This is a genomic window from Bradyrhizobium sp. CCBAU 65884 (genome assembly GCF_028128835.1).
Classification (GTDB): Bacteria; Pseudomonadota; Alphaproteobacteria; order Rhizobiales; family Xanthobacteraceae; genus Bradyrhizobium; species Bradyrhizobium ottawaense.
In genome coordinates this window covers 69,995-86,058 of sequence record NZ_LBJU01000116.1, presented here as the reverse complement: position 1 = coordinate 86,058, position 16,064 = coordinate 69,995, and the positions used below count along the sequence as shown (strand labels likewise).

At 65.1% G+C, this 16,064-nt stretch carries 15 protein-coding genes; 2 read left to right on the top strand and 13 right to left on the bottom strand.

The window, feature by feature from the left end; genetic code table 11:
• Positions 1-32 precede the first annotated feature (32 nt).
• From XI03_RS18250 to XI03_RS18235, 4 genes are all read right to left on the bottom strand, one after another.
• Positions 33-758, bottom strand: a complete 726-nt coding sequence (locus tag XI03_RS18250; protein WP_271592859.1) for a hypothetical protein — start codon at positions 756-758, stop codon at positions 33-35.
• Between the two features lie 95 nt (positions 759-853).
• Positions 854-1,348: a signal peptidase II gene (gene lspA / locus XI03_RS18245; RefSeq protein WP_271592858.1), complete on the bottom strand. Its 495-nt coding sequence runs from the start codon at positions 1,346-1,348 to the stop codon at positions 854-856.
• Between the two features lie 10 nt (positions 1,349-1,358).
• Positions 1,359-4,367: an isoleucine--tRNA ligase gene (ileS, locus tag XI03_RS18240; protein ID WP_271592857.1), complete on the bottom strand. Its 3,009-nt coding sequence runs from the start codon at positions 4,365-4,367 to the stop codon at positions 1,359-1,361.
• Between the two features lie 203 nt (positions 4,368-4,570).
• Positions 4,571-5,542 carry a bifunctional riboflavin kinase/FAD synthetase gene (locus XI03_RS18235; protein ID WP_271592856.1) on the bottom strand — a complete coding sequence of 324 codons (972 nt, stop codon included), beginning with the start codon at positions 5,540-5,542 and terminating at the stop codon, positions 4,571-4,573.
• 229 nt (positions 5,543-5,771) lie between these two features.
• Here XI03_RS18235 and XI03_RS18230 point away from each other — a divergent pair, with 229 nt between their 5' ends.
• Positions 5,772-6,167, top strand: a complete 396-nt coding sequence (locus XI03_RS18230) for a response regulator (protein ID WP_008567674.1) — start codon at positions 5,772-5,774, stop codon at positions 6,165-6,167.
• Between the two features lie 185 nt (positions 6,168-6,352).
• Here the strand turns inward: XI03_RS18230 and XI03_RS18225 are convergent, their stop codons facing one another.
• The 9 genes from XI03_RS18225 to uvrC form a co-directional block, all read right to left on the bottom strand.
• A complete protein-coding gene (locus XI03_RS18225) occupies positions 6,353-7,207 on the bottom strand; it encodes a TIGR01459 family HAD-type hydrolase (RefSeq protein ID WP_028140142.1) in 855 nt (284 codons plus the stop codon).
• Positions 7,208-7,222: 15 nt separating this feature from the next.
• Entirely contained in the window at positions 7,223-8,728 is a 1,506-nt protein-coding gene (locus XI03_RS18220; protein ID WP_271592855.1) for an EAL domain-containing protein, read from the bottom strand.
• 149 nt (positions 8,729-8,877) lie between these two features.
• The gene (locus XI03_RS18215; RefSeq protein WP_271592854.1) at positions 8,878-10,008 is read right to left on the bottom strand and encodes a YihY/virulence factor BrkB family protein; all 1,131 of its coding nucleotides are present in this window, start codon (positions 10,006-10,008) and stop codon (positions 8,878-8,880) included.
• Positions 10,009-10,596, bottom strand: coding sequence for a hypothetical protein (locus XI03_RS18210; RefSeq protein WP_028140145.1), 588 nt, complete (start codon positions 10,594-10,596; stop codon positions 10,009-10,011). It abuts the gene before it with no gap.
• A gap of 91 nt (positions 10,597-10,687) precedes the next feature.
• Positions 10,688-11,647, bottom strand: coding sequence for a 50S ribosomal protein L3 N(5)-glutamine methyltransferase (gene prmB, locus XI03_RS18205; RefSeq protein WP_271592853.1), 960 nt, complete (start codon positions 11,645-11,647; stop codon positions 10,688-10,690).
• Complete coding sequence (locus XI03_RS18200) at positions 11,647-12,129, bottom strand: molybdenum cofactor biosynthesis protein MoaE (RefSeq protein WP_271592852.1); 483 nt, start codon at positions 12,127-12,129, stop codon at positions 11,647-11,649. Before XI03_RS18200 ends, prmB begins: the two co-directional genes overlap by 1 nt.
• Before the next feature lie 3 nt (positions 12,130-12,132).
• Positions 12,133-12,384 (bottom strand): molybdopterin converting factor subunit 1, encoded by a 252-nt coding sequence (moaD, locus tag XI03_RS18195; RefSeq protein ID WP_018318355.1) that lies wholly within the window; start codon positions 12,382-12,384, stop codon positions 12,133-12,135.
• On the bottom strand, positions 12,381-12,998 hold the full coding sequence (gene pgsA, locus XI03_RS18190) for a CDP-diacylglycerol--glycerol-3-phosphate 3-phosphatidyltransferase (RefSeq protein ID WP_018318354.1): 618 nt from the start codon (positions 12,996-12,998) through the stop codon (positions 12,381-12,383). Before pgsA ends, moaD begins: the two co-directional genes overlap by 4 nt.
• Before the next feature lie 97 nt (positions 12,999-13,095).
• A complete protein-coding gene (uvrC, locus tag XI03_RS18185; protein WP_271592851.1) occupies positions 13,096-15,150 on the bottom strand; it encodes an excinuclease ABC subunit UvrC in 2,055 nt (684 codons plus the stop codon).
• Between the two features lie 249 nt (positions 15,151-15,399).
• Between uvrC and XI03_RS18180 the strand changes: the two genes are divergently transcribed.
• Entirely contained in the window at positions 15,400-16,023 is a 624-nt protein-coding gene (locus XI03_RS18180) for an outer membrane protein (protein ID WP_028140149.1), read from the top strand.
• Positions 16,024-16,064: the final 41 nt, after the last annotated feature.

Sequence of the window (16,064 nt, the reverse complement as noted above, 5' to 3'; positions counted from 1 at the left end):
GCGCGGGGTTTCGGGTCTGTGGAACAGGAACGCTATTGTTCCTTGTCCTTGCCGGACATGATGTCGAAATAGGTCCGCCGCGACTTGTCCGGTCCGGCGCCATAGGAGTAGTTCGGAGACGGCGTCTGATAGCCCGGCGGCGGCTCGACCAGCGACTGGCGCGGCGGCTCCTCGGTGAATTTCTTTTCTTCGGTGGCGTTGCCGCCCTTCATCATATTCCACAGGCCGCCGGAGAAGCCGAGTTCGGCGGGGCTGAGTGACGGATTGCCGTTGGTGCCCGGCTGGATCGGGTCATTGCTTGTCCGGGGGGCTGCGGCGACCTGGCCGGCCTTCATCTCGGCAGGCGTCAGCTGTCGGGCGGCCTGCCAGTTTTCCGTTTCCTTGGTTGCCTTCTTGCGCGCGGCGATGGCTTCCTTGCGGCGCTTCTCCTCGGGGTCCTTGGGCCAGTTCGGAGCGGCCTTGGCCTGGGTCGCGGGAGGCGGCAGGTCGAGCTTGGGCGGCACCACCAGCGGCGAGCGCTCGCGGTATTCGATGCCGGGCTTTTCCATGCTCTTGGCGCCGATGCCGGACATCAGATTGTCGATGATCTTCTCTTCGAAGGTCATCCCGTCATCATCATCGTCGTCATCACCGGCACGCGCTGCGCCGACCGACATGACGAGACCGATGCCGAGCGCGACGGCGGACAATTTCAACGCCTGCCAATGCCCCGATCGGGGGTCTCGAACCATCGAAAAGCTGGTCTTCGAGCTGCGCATTACTGTACCTGTTCCATATTGTGTCAGATCGCCGCTCGCACGCGGCAAACCCTCGCAAAGGCCGGGTTCCACCTGCCGGTCCGTATCGGCCGGGATCAGGGCGCTTTTGCGGCGGGTACCCCCAGGAAGGAATCATACAATAGCCCCGCCACCCCAGCAACGATGGCCACGTCGGCGAGGTTAAACACATACCAATTATAGGTATTTCCGCCGATCTCGATGTGGAGCAGGGCGAAATCGACCACCGCGCCGTAGGCCAGGCGGTCGATGCCGTTGCCGATGGCACCGCCGATGATCAGGCCCAGCGCGACCGTGGCCAGCTGGGTGTGCGAGCGGGCCATCCAGATCGCCAGCGCGACCACGGCGACGGCCTTGACCGCCATCAGCGCGAGCTGCGCGGCCTGGCTGTCGTTCTGGAGCCAGCCAAAGCTGATGCCGATGTTCCAGGCCAGCACCAGGTCGAAGAACGGCGTCACCTTCACCACGCCGCGACGGGCGAGGTCAAACCCGTTCAGCAGCCAGAGCTTCGAGGCCTGGTCGGCCACAAGCGTGACCAGGGCCGCGAGGATGCCGGCGCGGAGCGGGGTCATGGGGTGCCGATCAGACGCTCACGCCCAACGCCTTCCACTCGCGCAGTGCTTGTGCGTCGCGCGGGGTGACGTCGGGGTATTCAGCGTCTTCGCCGATCGTCGGGGAGATCTTCCAGGAGCGGGCGCATTTGGTGCCGACCGCCTTCTCCACCACGACCGCGACACCGGGCACGGCATCGAGCCGGAATGCATCGGCGGGAGCCTCGCCCTCACGCACCTCGTAGTTCGAGGTGATGCAGATTTCGGCGAGGTCGACGTCGAACAGCGTCATCAGCATGTCCCGGTCGGCGACATAGATCACCGGCGAGGCTTCCAGCGACGAGCCGATGTTCTTGGCGGCGCGTTCGAGCTCGAGCGCGCCCGTGACGACACGGCGGACGTTACGGATCGCTTCCCATTTCGCGGCGAGCTTGTCGTCGCGCAAGGCTTCGAGATCGTTCGGGAACTGGGTCAGATGCACCGACGGTTCGGCGTTGGGGCGATACATGCGCCAGCCTTCCTCCGCGGTGAAGCTGAGGATCGGCGCCAGCCATTTCAGGACCGAGGCGCACAACAGGTCGATCGTCGTCAGCGCCGCCTTGCGCGTCGGCGACGACGGCGGATCGCAATAAAGCGTGTCCTTGCGGATGTCGAAATAGAACGCCGAGAGTTCGCTGTTCAGGAAAGCGGACAGGATCGCGACCACCGACTTGAAGTCGAACTCCTGATAGGCCTTGCCGATGGCGGCGGCGCGGATCGCGAGCTCGTGCAGCATCAGCCGTTCGAGCTCGGGCATCTCGGCGGGCGCGACCGCCTCAGTCGGCTTGTAATGATGCAGCGTGCCGAGCATCCAGCGCACGGTGTTGCGCAGCTTGCGGTAGGTCTCGACCGTGTTCTTCAGGATCTCGGGACCGATGCGCTGGTCGTCGGTGTAGTCGCAAGACGCGACCCAGAGCCTCAAGATGTCGGCGCCGGATTCCTTGATGACGGCCTGCGGCTCGATGGTGTTGCCGAGTGACTTCGACATCTTGCGGCCGTCCTCGGCCTGGGTGAAGCCGTGGGTCAGCACGATGTCGTAAGGAGCCCGACCGCGCGTGCCGCAGCTCTCCAGCAGCGAGGAGTGGAACCAGCCGCGATGCTGGTCCGAGCCTTCCAGATACATCACCGTGTCGGTGCCGCCGTCGACCTTGCGCTTGATGCCGGCGAGCCCGGGAAACTGCACGGGGTCTTCGAGCACGAAGGCGTGCGTCGAGCCGGAATCGAACCAGACGTCGAGAATGTCGTCGACCTTCTGCCAGTCTTCATTGGCACGCGCTCCCAGGAAGCGCTCGCGCGCGCCTTTCGCGTACCAGGCATCGGCGCCTTCCTGCTCGAAGGCATCGCCGATACGGGTATTGACGGCCTCGTCCTGGAGGATCTCGGCGGAGCCGTCGCCCTTCTCGCGCACGAACACGGCGATCGGCACGCCCCAGGCGCGCTGGCGCGAGATCACCCAATCGGGCCGCGCCTCGATCATGCCGTTGATGCGGTTTTCGCCTGAAGGCGGCACCCATTGCGTCACCGAGATCGCGTGCAGCGCGCGGGCCCGCAGCGTGTCGCCGCTCTTCGCCTTGCCGCTCGCCGCAACGTCCTTGTCCATCGCGATGAACCATTGCGGCGTATTGCGGAAGATCACCGGCTTCTTGGAGCGCCAGGAGTGCGGATATTGGTGCTTGAGCCGGCCGCGCGCCAGCAGCATGCCTCTTTCGACGAGCGCCTTGATCACGGCCTCGTTGGCGTCGCCCTTCTCGCCCTTGTCGTTGATGACACGCTTGCCGGCAAAGCCCGGCGCATGATCGGTGTAGGCGCCGTTCTCGTCGACGGTATAGGGGATTGCCGTGGTGATGCCGCGTGCATCGAGATCGCGCGCCTGCGCCATCCAGGCATCGAAGTCCTCGCGACCATGGCCAGGCGCGGTGTGCACGAAGCCGGTGCCGGTGTCGTCGGTGACGTGGTCGCCGGGCAATAGCGGCACGATGAAGTCGTAGCCGCCGGCAAGGCCCTTCAGCGGATGGGCGCATTCGATCGCGTCCATGGTGTCGCCGGGGATATCGCGCACCTTCTCGAAGGCCGTCACGCGGGCCTGCTTGAAGACCTCTTCAGCGAGCGCATCGGCGAGGATCAGGAGGTCGCCCGTCTTGGTCCAATTGTCGGCGGGCGCGTCCGTCACCTTGTACAGGCCGTAGGCGATCTTCGGCGAGAACGAGATGGCGCGGTTGCCCGGCAGGGTCCACGGCGTGGTGGTCCAGATCACGACGCTTGCGGAGGCGAGAGTGCCGTGCGCGGGCGACGTAACCGGGAATTTCACCCACACCGTATCGGAGGTGTGGTCCTCGTACTCGACCTCGGCTTCGGCCAATGCGGTCTTCTCGACCACGCTCCACATCACCGGCTTGGAGCCGCGATAGAGCGTGCCGTTGGCGGCGAACTTCATCAGCTCGCGCGCGATCTGGGCTTCGGCCGGATAGCTCATGGTGGCGTAGGGATGATCCCAATCGCCGATGACGCCGAGGCGCTTGAACTCCTCGCGTTGCACGCCGAGCCAATGCGTGGCGTAGGCGCGGCACTCCTTGCGGAAGTCGATCATCGCGGTGGAGTCGCGGAAATCGGGCTTCTGCTTGCCCTTCTTGCGATAGTGCTCTTCCTCGACCTTCCATTCGATCGGCAGGCCGTGGCAGTCCCAGCCTGGCACGTAGTTGGAATCGAAGCCGAGCATCTGCTGGCTCTTGGTGACGAGATCCTTGAGGATCTTGTTCAGCGCCGTGCCGATATGGATGTTGCCGTTGGCATAGGGCGGGCCGTCATGCAGCACGAACTTGGCGCGGCCCTTCGCGCTCTCGCGCAGTCTCTCGTAGAGGCCGATCTCGTACCAGCGCTTGAGGATCTCCGGCTCGCGCTGCGGCAGGCCGGCGCGCATCGGGAATTCGGTCTGCGGCAGGAACAGGGTCTTCGAATAGTCTTTGGCTTCAGACTTTGGGGACTTTTGCGGCTTTTCGGACATGAGGCTGACTGGCTCGGAAGGGCGCGGGAACGGATGGCGATGCGGAATCGCGGGGTGAAACGACAAAATCCCGGTCTTGCGCCGAGCCCTCAGGCTCAGGCGGAAGCCGGGCCGCTAATCCCTATGATGCGCCGCGCAAACATGGGCTCTCCATAGCAGGGGGCCAAGGGAAGCGCAAAGGTTCGGGGAAGCCGGGTTCGGGCTCAATCGATGGTGCCGAGCCGCGGAAACGCGTCCGGGGCGGCCGCCAGGATGGCGCGGGCACGGGCGGAATCGTCGTCCATCTGCCGGATCAAGGCCTCCAGACTGTCGAATTTCAGCTCCTCGCGAATGAAGCCGACGAAGGCGCAGTCCAGAGCCTGCCCGTAGAGGTCGCCCTTGAAGTCGAACAGGAAGATCTCGAGGAGGGGAGCGCCATTATCAAAGGTCGGGCGGCGGCCGAAGCTCGCCACCCCGTCCAGCCGCTCACTGCCGCGACCGACCCGCACCGCATAGATGCCGTGCTTCAGTCCGCAATTGGCGTCGAGGCGGATATTGGCGGTGGGGTAGCCGAGATCGCGGCCGCGCTTCTCGCCGTGAATCACCTCGCCAGTGACGAACCAGGGTGCGCTCAGCATGGTGGTGGCCTCGTCCAGCTGGCCTTCGGCGAGTGCGATCCGGATCGCGCTGGAGGACACCGGCCGCTCGTCGATATCGACATGGGGCTGCACGTCGACCTCGATGCCGAGCCGGGGCGCTTCGTTGACCAGAAGGCTCGGCGAGCCGACGCGTCCTTTGCCGAAATGGAAGTCATAGCCGACCGCGATCCCGCTGACGCCGAGCCGCCCGATCAGGTCATGGTGAATGAAATCTTGCGCGCTGGTTCCGGCACGGGCCTTGTCGAAGGTCATGACCACGGCGCCGGCAAGCCCGGTGCCGGCCAGAAGCCGCAACTTGGCCCGCTCGTCCGTCAGACGGAATTGAGGGGTGTTGGGGCTGAAAAACCGCCGCGGATGCGGCTCGAAGGTCAATGCCAGCGCAGGGCGGCCCTGCGCCCGGCCCATTTCCAGGGCTGCGGCGATCACGGCGCGGTGGCCGAGATGAACCCCGTCGAAATTGCCCATGGCAACCACGGCACCCCTTGGAATAGCGGAGACCGGCGTGGTGTCGCGGATAATGGTAAAATGCGGAGCCATCAGGGGAATTCTCAAACCGGCAGGACCGGCCGGGACCGTGGCGCGACCGGCCGGATGAAGTCAAGCGGGAGGGGGCGGCCGCATCGAACGCGATTTCAGTTCTTGGGAGGCGTCCCCAATTAACGCGCTGTTTAACGCCTTGGTGCTAGTCCTTGAGCGTGGAACTGCCGGGCTCCGGCTTGGGCAGGTCCGATCGTAATATTCCTGCGTTTGTGTTGGGGGAGTCGAGATGGCGGTTGATTTGTCGATGCCGGTTCTGGTGGTGGATGACTACAGCACCATGATCCGTATCATCAGGAATCTGCTGAAGCAGCTTGGCTTCGAGAACATTGATGATGCCAGCGACGGTTCGGCAGCACTGAACAAGATGCGCGGCAAGAAATACGGGCTCGTGATCTCCGACTGGAACATGGAGCCGATGACGGGTTACGACCTGCTGCGCGAAGTGCGCGCGGATCCGAACCTCGCCACCACGCCCTTCATCATGATCACCGCGGAATCCAAGACCGAGAACGTGATCGCAGCCAAGAAGGCCGGCGTGAACAACTACATCGTCAAGCCGTTCAACGCGGCGACGCTGAAGACCAAGATCGAGGCGGTCTTCCCGGACATGGCGAGCGCGTAAAGCGCCGCCTGATCCAAACACAGCTTTCAAAAGAGATCGTCATGCCCGGGCTTGTCCCGGGCATTTGGCGTTACCGTCGTTCCGGGGCGCCCGAAGGGGCGAACTATGGTGCGCGATTGCACCTGAGAACCTCGAGATTCCGGGTTCAGTGCTGCGCACTGCCCCGGAATGACGGAGCTAGAAAATCACCACTTCAGTTCGCGCATCAGCGCCTTCGGCGGGTGGCCGAACAATTCCATCACCGATGCCGGGTCGAGCTGGTCGAGACCCTCGAACTCCTCGGCATGGATGCCGCGGGTCACGAACAGGCAGTCGATGCCGAATTCGCGCGCGCCGGTTAAGTCGGTGCGGACGGAATCGCCGATCGCCAGCACTTTCTTCCGGTCGATCGGGTGGCCCTGGCGTTCGCCGGCGAGTGCCATCGCGCGCTCGTAGATCGGACGGTGCGGCTTGCCGTAGAAGATCACCTCGCCGCCGAGCTCGCGATAGAGCTCCGCGATGGCGCCGGCGCAATAGATCAGCCGGTCGCCGCGTTCCACCACGATGTCGGGGTTGGCGCAGACCAGCGTCAGCTTGCGCTCGCGCGCCTTCAGCATCATGCCGCGATAGTCTTCCGCCGTTTCGGTCTCGTCGTCATAGAGGCCGGTGCAGACAATGTAGTCGGCTTCCTCCAGCGGCGCGGTTTTCGCATCGAGGCCGCGATAGATCGAGTTGTCGCGCTCGGGGCCGAGCCAGAACATCTTGCGGCCGGGATGCTCGGCGACATAGAGCCGGGTCAGGTCGCCCGAAGACACGATCGCGTCATAGGTCTCGTCGGCGACGCCGAGCTTGCGCAATTGCCGCTGCACGCTATCGGCCGGGCGCGGTGCGTTGGTGATCAGGATCACCGTACCCCCGCGGCTGCGATAAGTGTGCAGCGCCTCGCAGGCCTCGGGGAAGGATTCGAGACCGTTATGGACCACGCCCCAGATGTCGCTGAGCACGACATCGACACCGCCCACGAGCTCGCGCAGGCTTTCGGCGAAATGCAGCGTGGTCATGATGCGCAGCGCCGATCAGATGCGGCGCGCGAGCGCCGCGTTGCCGGTGATGCGTTGCGCCGGAGGAGCGGTTGACGTTGCGCCAGGTGTCGCGCCAGATTTCGTACCTTGGCTGGGGGGAGCGGAGCCATTGGATCCCTGAATGTCCTGCGCCTGGTTCGGCGAGGCCCCGCCGGTAGCAGATGCCCCCTCAGGCCGCAATGGCCGGGGCGGCGCGAACAGGAACCCCTGGCCGAACCGCACGTCATAGTCGAGCAGGTCCACGACCGCGCGCTCGCCTTCGATCCGCTCCGCGATCAGGTCGATGCCGAAGCGGCCGAGCAGGTCGGAGAGGTCGGAGGGATGGATGTCCGAGGCCGAGGCCTGCCTGGGGTCGAGCAGCAGCGTGGCCGGCACCTTGATGAAGCGCACCCCGCGGTCGGCCAGCTCGCGCGGCTCGATGCGCAAATCGGTGACATGGTCGATCGAGAAACGGAAGCCGCGCTGAGCGAGCGCCGCGAGATTCTCGGTCTCGGCCGGGCCGAGACTGCGGAAGGTCGATTGCTTGAACTCCAGCACCAGCGAGGGCGCCAGCGCCCGGTTGGCTTCGAGGAAGTCGAGGCATTGCGCGAAGGTGGTGGAATTACCGAGCGTGGAGGCCGCGACGTTGCAGAACACGCCGACGTCCTTGTTGCGCACCATCAGGCGCCGCAGCACCTGCACACAGCGCAGCATCACCATGTTGTCGATGCGACCGATCAGCCCGGACGCTTCCGCGATGCTGATGAACTCCTCGGCGGCGATCAGCTGGTCGCGCTCGTCACGCAGGCGCGTCACCGCCTCGTAGAACCGCACCTTGCGTTGCGGCAGCGTCACCATCGGCTGCAGGAAGATGTCGATGCGGTTTTCGTCGATCGCGTTGCGCAGCGTCGCCAGCAGCTGGGTCTGGTTGCGCCCGGTGACTGCCGGAACCGGATTGGCGGCCTGGCTCTGGATCGCCGGTGCCGGTCGTGACGGCGGTGCGGGCAACGGGGGAGGGGCCGCCGGCCGCTCCTCGAACGGCGCAATCAGGTCGATCGGCGCCTCCGGCTCCAGCCTGGCGATCGGAGCGGGAACGGGAGCCGGCGCTGGCGCATGGCCGGCCAACAGATCCTCGTGGGTCGATACGGTGGTGGCGAGCTGCCTGACCAATCCGCCGAGCTCGTTGATCTCGCCGACCACCGACTGGATGCGGTCGGAGTTGGTCGAATTGGACGAGGCGATGCGTCCCTCGATCGCGGCTAACCGGCGGCCGAACTCCGCCACCTGGCGGGCCAGATCGGCGGTGCCGCGCGACAAATCGGCGATCTGGCCGCCGACGTCGCTGCGGTCGCGCAGCCGCATCGACACCGCGTTGTAGAGGATCAGGAAGGTCAGCGCGGTCAGGGCCACGATCGCGGATTCGGTTCCGCTGATGCCGGCGACGGCGTAGAGCACAAGCCCGAGCGAGGCCGCGACCAGTACCATGCAGATGGCGATGAAGATCGTCGAAATGCGAATCATGCCGCGCGTTACGCCTCAAAGAGCTGACTGCCTCACCCGGGAAAACACGGGTCACTGTGCGAACCCGTCACGCCTCATGCTCCCCCTAGGCCGTATGAGCTTAGCATCATTGTTGATTCGAGGGGATAGCAGCCCGTTCCCGGGCGCGGTCAGGCTGGCGCGGCGGCTCCGACCGTGTCGGCCGAGACGGCGTCGCGGGTGCCGAGCGGCTTGGATGGCCCTTCGGTCGTGTCCTTCAGCGTCTGCCGTTCGATCTCCGAATTCAGCTCGGCGCCGAACATGATGACGATCGCCGACATCCACATCCAGGTCATCAGGCCGATTGCGGCGCCGAGGGAGCCGTAGGTCGCATTGTAGTTGGCAAACTCGGAGAGGTACCAGGAGAGCAGCGCCGAGCCGGCGATCCAGAGAATGGCGGCAATCACCGCGCCGAGGCTGAGCCATTGCCAGCGCGGCGCATCGCGGCTGGGCGCGAAGCGGTAGAGGATGGCAAGCGCCACCAGCAGGACGAGGAACATGAGCGGCCATCGTGCCAGCGCCACGATCAGCTTGCTTTCGGGCGCCATGCCGAGATGATTGAGCGCCAGCGGGAAGGCAACGACGAGCCCCACCATCACCAGCAGCGCCACGATGCCGCCGACCGTGAAGGCCAGAGATACCATATTAAGCTTGATGAAGCTGCGCTTCTCGCGCTCCTCATAAGCGACGTTGAGTGCATCGAAGATCGCCTTGACGCCCGCATTGGCGCTCCAGATCGCCAGCACAAGGCCGAACAGGAACGTCGCACCGAGTGTGGTACTGCCATGCGAGACCACGCGCGCCACCTGATCCTCGACGATCTGGAACGAGCCCTCAGGGAGCATCGTCGCGAGCATCTGCAAATTGGCGCTGATCGTCTTAGGATCGGCGAACAGGCCGTAGGAGGAAACCAGCGCCGTAACCGCCGGAAAGATCGCGAGCAGCCCAAAGAACACGACGCCGCCCGCTGTCGCCAGAAGGCGATCCTCGTCGATGCGCTGATAGGTCCGCCAGAAGATATCCTTCCAGCCCTTCCAGGGGATCTCAAGCGGGCTCTTGGCGCGGCGGCCATGGCCGGGCTGCACGGCCGCGCGCGCGGGGTGCGTCTCCGGAGAATTCGCCTCGCCTTTGCGATGGTCTTGCGGCGGCCCCGATGGGACCAGGTCCCTGTCCTGAAAGTAGCGCTCCGCCGTCAGCACGAAGACGGCCGTCGCCGCCACCAGCAGCCAGGAGTCGAGCTGTTCGGAGCGCCGCAGCAGCATTCAAGCGTCCAATCTTTGACCGTGACGTCTGCGGCGCGCCGCCGTAAACCCCGCCAGCCCAATCGCCGCGAGCATCAGGCCAAGCTGCACGGGCCGGTTGGTGCGAACGGGTGAGGCCCTTCTGCCATGGCCGCGCTCGCCCGGCGCGAGCGGCACCAGGGGAATCGTCGTCGCGACCTCCTTCACCGCCTGCTTGACCGTTCCGCGCGGAATCCGAGGGGAGGCGATCGCAACGCGCATCCGGCTGGCGAGCGGTACGATCTGCTTGGTCGGCCGCTTCATCATCGCCATGGCGACGCCGGCGCAAACCGCGGCGAGCACCAGCAGCACGGCGGCGACGGCACCAAAGCCCCAGAATTGTCCGTAGGTGATTGCAACCCAGCGGTAGAGGGCGATCAGGCCGACGAAGAAGGTCGCGATCACGAACAGCCCGGCCACCGCGAACAGACCGGCCGCGACCGCGTAGGACGTCGCGCGCCCGGTGGCCTGGCTGGTGCGGTCACGCAAATAGGATTGCGCGGCGCGCTTGAGGTGGTTGAGTTTCAGCGCCATGCCGGCGCGCAGCAATTCGCCCGATGGCGCGAGCATGCGGACATCCTCCGAGAGCGAGAAAATTCGTTCGGGGGATGAACGTGGCGGAATTTGACTTGTTCCGACGGAGCTCCGTCCGTTTGGTGAATCAGGCGAGATCGGCGGCCGCGATCCAGAACACCTCGCCCTCGGAGTCCTCGGTGTCGAGCCAGAGCAGCGGCAGTTCCGGAAAGGCCTCGTCGACCAATTCCCGGCCGCGGCCGATCTCGCAGATCAGTCCGCCGTCCGGGGTGAGGTGATCGGGCGCCTCAGCCAGGATGCGGCGGACCACGTCGAGGCCGTCGGCGCCGCCGTCGAACGCGAGCTTGGGTTCGGCCCGGCACTCAGGCGGCAGTGCGGCCATGCCTTCTGCGTCGACATAGGGCGGGTTGGTGATGATCAGGTCGTAACGCGCATCGCCGAGCGGGGCGAACAGATCGCCGCGATACAGGCTGATCCGGTCCTCGAGCCCGTATTCGCCGACATTGCGCGTGGCGACCTCGAACGCGCCCTTGGAGATGTCGACGGCATCGACGGCGGCGTTCGGGAAATGATGCGCGGCGAGGATGGCGAGGCATCCCGATCCCGTGCAGAGATCGAGCACGCGCTCGACGCCCGTAGGGTCGTCGATCAGCGCTCCAGCATTGCCTTCGCCGCCGAAATGCGACTCCAGGAGCTCGCCGATGAAGGAGCGTGGAACGATGACGCGCTCGTCGACATAGAAGGGCAGGCCGCGCATGTAGATCTTGTTGACCAGATAGGCGGCCGGCTTGCGCGTGGTGACGCGTTGATGGACGAGGTCGAGGATGGTCTTGCCCTCCGCCGCCGTGACCCGTGCGTTGGCAAAAATCTCGAACTGCTCGGGATTGAGATGCAGCGCTTCGCTCACCAGGAAGGCTGCTTCGGCAATCGGATCGGTCGTCCCGTGCGCAAAGGCGAGCTCGGCTTCGACAAAGCGGCTCACCCCGTAGCGGACGAAATCGAGCAGCGTGAGAAGATCGCCCGGGCCGACTTTGGCGAGCTTGGGCGCGGCGCGGCCGCCGACGGTCTTTTTGGATGCTTTTGCCATCAGGATCGGGTCCAGCGCGCGGCGGCCTCGTCGTCACCGGCGTGGGCCTCGACCCAGCCGGTGCCGGCTTCGCTCTCTTCCTTCTTCCAGAACGGGGCACTGGTCTTGAGGTAGTCCATCAGGAACTCGGCGGCATGGAATGCGGCCTGGCGGTGCTGCGAGGCGGTCAGCACCAGCACGATGTTCTGGCCCGGCATGAAGCGGCCGACGCGATGGATCACGGTGACGCCGTTCAGCGGCCAGCGCGAGGTCGCCTCGTCGGCATGACGCCTGATCTCTTCCTCGGCCATGCCAGGATAGTGCTCGAGCGTGAGCGCGGCGACCTTGGCGCTGTCATCGTCCGCGCGGCAGATGCCGGAGAAGCTCACGACCGCGCCGATGTCGGTCCGGCTCTTGGTCAGGACCGCGATCTCGCGCGCGATGTCGAAATCGTCTTCTTGAATACGGATGGTGACGGGGCAGCTGGCGACAGGGGAAGACATGGCCTAACCGCCGGTCATCGGCGGGAAGAACGCGATCTCGCGGGCGCCCGCGATCGCGGCATCCGATTTGACATGGGCATGGTCGATCGCGGTGCGGATCACCTTCGGCTTCTCGAATGCGTAGGCATAGGCCTCGCTCTGGCCGGACAGCCAGGCGATCAGCTCCTCGACGGTGCGCACGGTCGCCGGCGGCTCGATGGTCTCCTCCGCCTTGCCGACGCGCTCGCGCACCCAGGCGAAATATTTCACCTTCATCCCTCGTCCTCCTTGATGAGGTGATGGATGCCGGCGCGGAAATAATCGTAGCCGGTGTAGATAGTCACGATCGCCGAGGCCCACAGCAGCGCGAGGCCAATCATCGAGACGACGGGCACCACCTCGTCGCCGGCAGGTCCCGCGAGCAGGAAGCCGATGGCGACCAGCTGGACCGTGGTCTTCCACTTCGCAAGCTTGGTCACGGGCACGCTGACCCTGAGCGCGGCGAGGTATTCGCGCAGGCCCGAGACCAGGATCTCGCGGCACAGGATGACGATGGCGGCCCAGAGCGACCAGCCGTGGATGATGCCGTCGGCGGCCAGCATCAGCAGGCACGAGGCGACCAGCAGCTTGTCGGCGATCGGGTCGAGCATCCGGCCGAACGCCGATTGCTGATTCCAGATCCGCGCGTAATAGCCGTCGAGGTAATCGGTGACCGCGGCCGCGATGAAGAGGGCCACCGCCACCCAACGCAGCCAGAGCGGCTGATCCAGAATCGACTGCGCATAGATGCATCCGACGACAACCGGGATCGCGGCGATCCGGCCATAGGTCAGGATGTTGGGGAGGGACATCGCGCGGCTGGTCGTCCCTCGTGTGGTGGCGATGTTCATCCGTCCTACCAATACCGCTGCTGCCTGAACGTCAACCGTCCCGCGCACCAAATGAGGTGCGGACACGACGATCATATGACTGCGGTCCCCCTTTAATTCATCCCGGCTGGGGATGGAAATACTCGAAAATCCTGCGCGCGCTCTCGGCACTGACCCCCGGAACCTTGCCGAGATCGGCGATCGAGGCCCGTTCGATCTCCTTCAGGGTTCCGAAATGATGCAGCAAGGCACGTTTGCGTGACGGGCCGATGCCCGGAATTTCCTGCAAACCAGCCTCGCGGATATCCTTCTTGCGCAGCTTGCGGTGGGAGCCGATGACGAAGCGGTGGGCCTCGTCGCGCAGCCGCTGGATGAAATAGAGCACGGGATCGCGCGGCTCCAGCTTGATCGCCTCACGCTCCGGCATGAACAGGGTCTCGCGGCCGGCATCCCGGTCCGGTCCCTTGGCGACCGACATCAGCGACACCTGGGTCAGGCCGAGATTTGCAAAGATCTCGCGCACGGCGTTGAGCTGGCCGCGGCCGCCGTCGATGATGACGAGATCGGGCCATTGCGGGAAATCGTCGTCCTTGGCTTTGGCCGCCCCTTCCTCGGGCGGATTGATCAGGCGCTTGAAGCGCCGCTCCAGCACCTCGCGCATCATGGCGAAGTCGTCGCCCGGCGTGATCCCTTCCGACTTGATGTTGAACTTGCGGTACTGGTTCTTCACGAAACCGTCGGGGCCGGCGACGATCATGGCGCCGACCGCATTGGTGCCCTGGATGTGGCTGTTGTCGTAGACCTCGATGCGCTTGGGCGAATGCGGCAGGCTCAGCGTCGTGGCGATGGCGTCGAGCAGGCGGCTTTGCGTGGCGGTGTCCGCGAGCTTGCGGCCGAGGGCCTCGCGCGCATTGGTCAGCGCGTGGGCGACGAGTTCCTTCTTCTCGCCGCGCTTGGGCGCGGCGACCTCGATCTTGTGGCCGGCCTTGATCGAGAGCGCATTGGCGAGCAGCTCGCTCTCCTCGATCTCGTGCGAGAGCAGGATGTTCCTCGGCGGCGGCTTGTCGTCGTAGAACTGGGCGAGGAAGGAGCCGAGCACCTCTTCGGGGGTGTACGTCTTCTCCGCGCGCGGAAAATAGGCCCGGTTGCCCCAGTTCTGGCCGGTGCGGAAGAAGAACACCTCGACGCAGGAGAAGCCGCCCTCCTGATGGATGGCGAACACGTCGGCTTCCTCGACGGTGCGCGGATTGATGCCCTGCTGCGACTGGATCGCCGACAAAGCGGCGAGGCGGTCACGGTAGAGTGCGGCGCGCTCGAACTCGAGCTCACCGGACGCCTTCTCCATCTCGCCCGCAAGCTCCTGCTTCACCGCATGGCTCTTGCCGGACAGGAAGTCGCTCGCCTCGCGCACCAGGGTCGTATAGCCGGGAAAGTCGATCTCGCGGGTGCAGGGGCCGGCGCAGCGGCGGATCTGGTAGAGCAGGCAGGGCCGGCTGCGGCTCTCGAAGAAGGAATCCGTGCAGGAGCGGATCAGGAAGGCGCGCTGCAGCGCCGTGATGGTGCGGTTGACCGCGCCGGCGGAGGCGAACGGACCGAAATAGCGCCCGGGCCGGCTCTGCGCGCCGCGATGTTTCAGGATCTGCGGCGCCCAATGGTCACCGGTGATCAGGATGTAGGGAAACGATTTGTCGTCGCGCAGCTGCACGTTGAAGCGCGGCCGCAGCTGCTTGATGAGGTTGGCTTCCAGCAGCAACGCCTCGGTCTCGGTGTTGGTCGAGACGATCTCCACGGTCACCGTGGCCGCGATCATGCGCAGGATGCGGGCCGGCTGTGGCGCATTCTGGCGGGCATAGTTGGAGAGGCGCTTTTTGACGTTCTTGGCCTTGCCGACATAGAGCACGTCGGCATTCGCATTGAGCATGCGATAGACGCCGGGCGAGGTCGGGGCGAGCCGGACCGCGCGCTCGATCGCCTCATGGCCGGACGCCAGCGGGCCTTCGCCGACGGCGCCGCTCTCTTCCAGGATATCGGGCAGCCGCGCATCGTCCTCGTCATCGCCGCCGCTGGTGGCGGGATCGAGATCCGGAGGCGTCTCGGCTGGGACGTCCGGCGCGGTGCCACGCACGGGTTTGGGCGCGCGGTCGTCCGGATTGTCGGTGGAATCGTGAACCATGGAGCGAATTTAGGCGCTGGGGGTGCCGATTTGAAGTTCCGGCCGTGCGGCACGCACAGGATGGCGGCGCAGTTCCCGGTAACGCTTGCTTAAGCCTGTTAACAGCGCGGTAACCCGGCTTAACAGCCCTTTAACTTAAAACTCTCGATAAATCTTACGCGAAAAGGTCGTGGTTCCGTAACCATGCGGTTTGCCTGGCGCGGCGGCGCGGGCGCCGCACCGGTGACGGCAGTTGCGTTGGAGTGTGTGATGAAGAGGCTCGTTGTGGGCGCAGCCGCGTTGGTTGCCGCCGGCTGGACAGCTTCGGCGGAGGCCGCCGACATGAATTACGGTCAGCGCGCGCCCTATACCGTCAACCAGCCGCTCAACGCGTATAGCTGGGCAGGCCCCTATCTCGGCGGCAACATTGGCTATGAATGGGGCTCGGTGGACAACAACCCCTCGAAGCCGTCGGGCTTCGTCGGCGGCGTGCAGGCCGGTTACAACTTCCAGAATGGCCCGTTTGTGTTCGGCGTCGAGGGCGACATCCAGGCCGCCGGTGCCGACGATACCTTCGCACCGTGGAAATTCTCCAATCCGTGGTTCGGCACCCTGCGCGGCCGCGCCGGCTATGCCTTCAGCAACGTGCTGTTCTATGGCACCGCCGGCCTCGCCTTCGGCGAGCTGCGTGCGCAGACCTTCGGCTGGACGGAATCGCACACCACCGCCGGCTGGACCATCGGCGCCGGTGCGGAAGTCGGTCTGGCCCCCAACTGGAGCGCCAAGCTGGAATATCTCTACATCGATCTGTCGACGACACAGTTCGCAATTACAGGGGTGTCAAACGGCTATAGCGCCAGCGTTGTGCGCGCAGGCGTGAACTATCGTTTCTGATAGCTGAAGAAGAAAATACCGGACCACAACCTCCCGGCCGC

Bases quoted from the DNA above. Each gene is read 5' to 3' on its own strand.
- moaD (WP_018318355.1), bottom strand. From the start codon at position 12,384: ATGAAGGTGAAATATTTCGCCTGGGTGCGCGAGCGCGTCGGCAAGGCG.
- XI03_RS18235 (WP_271592856.1), bottom strand. From the start codon at position 5,542: ATGGCTCCGCATTTTACCATTATCCGCGACACCACGCCGGTCTCCGCT.
- XI03_RS18225 (WP_028140142.1), bottom strand. From the start codon at position 7,207: ATGACCACGCTGCATTTCGCCGAAAGCCTGCGCGAGCTCGTGGGCGGT.
- prmB (WP_271592853.1), bottom strand. From the start codon at position 11,647: ATGGCAAAAGCATCCAAAAAGACCGTCGGCGGCCGCGCCGCGCCCAAG.
- lspA (WP_271592858.1), bottom strand. From the start codon at position 1,348: ATGACCCCGCTCCGCGCCGGCATCCTCGCGGCCCTGGTCACGCTTGTG.
- ileS (WP_271592857.1), bottom strand. From the start codon at position 4,367: ATGTCCGAAAAGCCGCAAAAGTCCCCAAAGTCTGAAGCCAAAGACTAT.
- XI03_RS18210 (WP_028140145.1), bottom strand. From the start codon at position 10,596: ATGCTCGCGCCATCGGGCGAATTGCTGCGCGCCGGCATGGCGCTGAAA.
- pgsA (WP_018318354.1), bottom strand. From the start codon at position 12,998: ATGAACATCGCCACCACACGAGGGACGACCAGCCGCGCGATGTCCCTC.
- XI03_RS18230 (WP_008567674.1), top strand. From the start codon at position 5,772: ATGGCGGTTGATTTGTCGATGCCGGTTCTGGTGGTGGATGACTACAGC.
- uvrC (WP_271592851.1), bottom strand. From the start codon at position 15,150: ATGGTTCACGATTCCACCGACAATCCGGACGACCGCGCGCCCAAACCC.
- XI03_RS18220 (WP_271592855.1), bottom strand. From the start codon at position 8,728: ATGATTCGCATTTCGACGATCTTCATCGCCATCTGCATGGTACTGGTC.
- XI03_RS18215 (WP_271592854.1), bottom strand. From the start codon at position 10,008: ATGCTGCTGCGGCGCTCCGAACAGCTCGACTCCTGGCTGCTGGTGGCG.
- XI03_RS18200 (WP_271592852.1), bottom strand. From the start codon at position 12,129: ATGTCTTCCCCTGTCGCCAGCTGCCCCGTCACCATCCGTATTCAAGAA.
- XI03_RS18250 (WP_271592859.1), bottom strand. From the start codon at position 758: ATGCGCAGCTCGAAGACCAGCTTTTCGATGGTTCGAGACCCCCGATCG.
- XI03_RS18180 (WP_028140149.1), top strand. From the start codon at position 15,400: ATGAAGAGGCTCGTTGTGGGCGCAGCCGCGTTGGTTGCCGCCGGCTGG.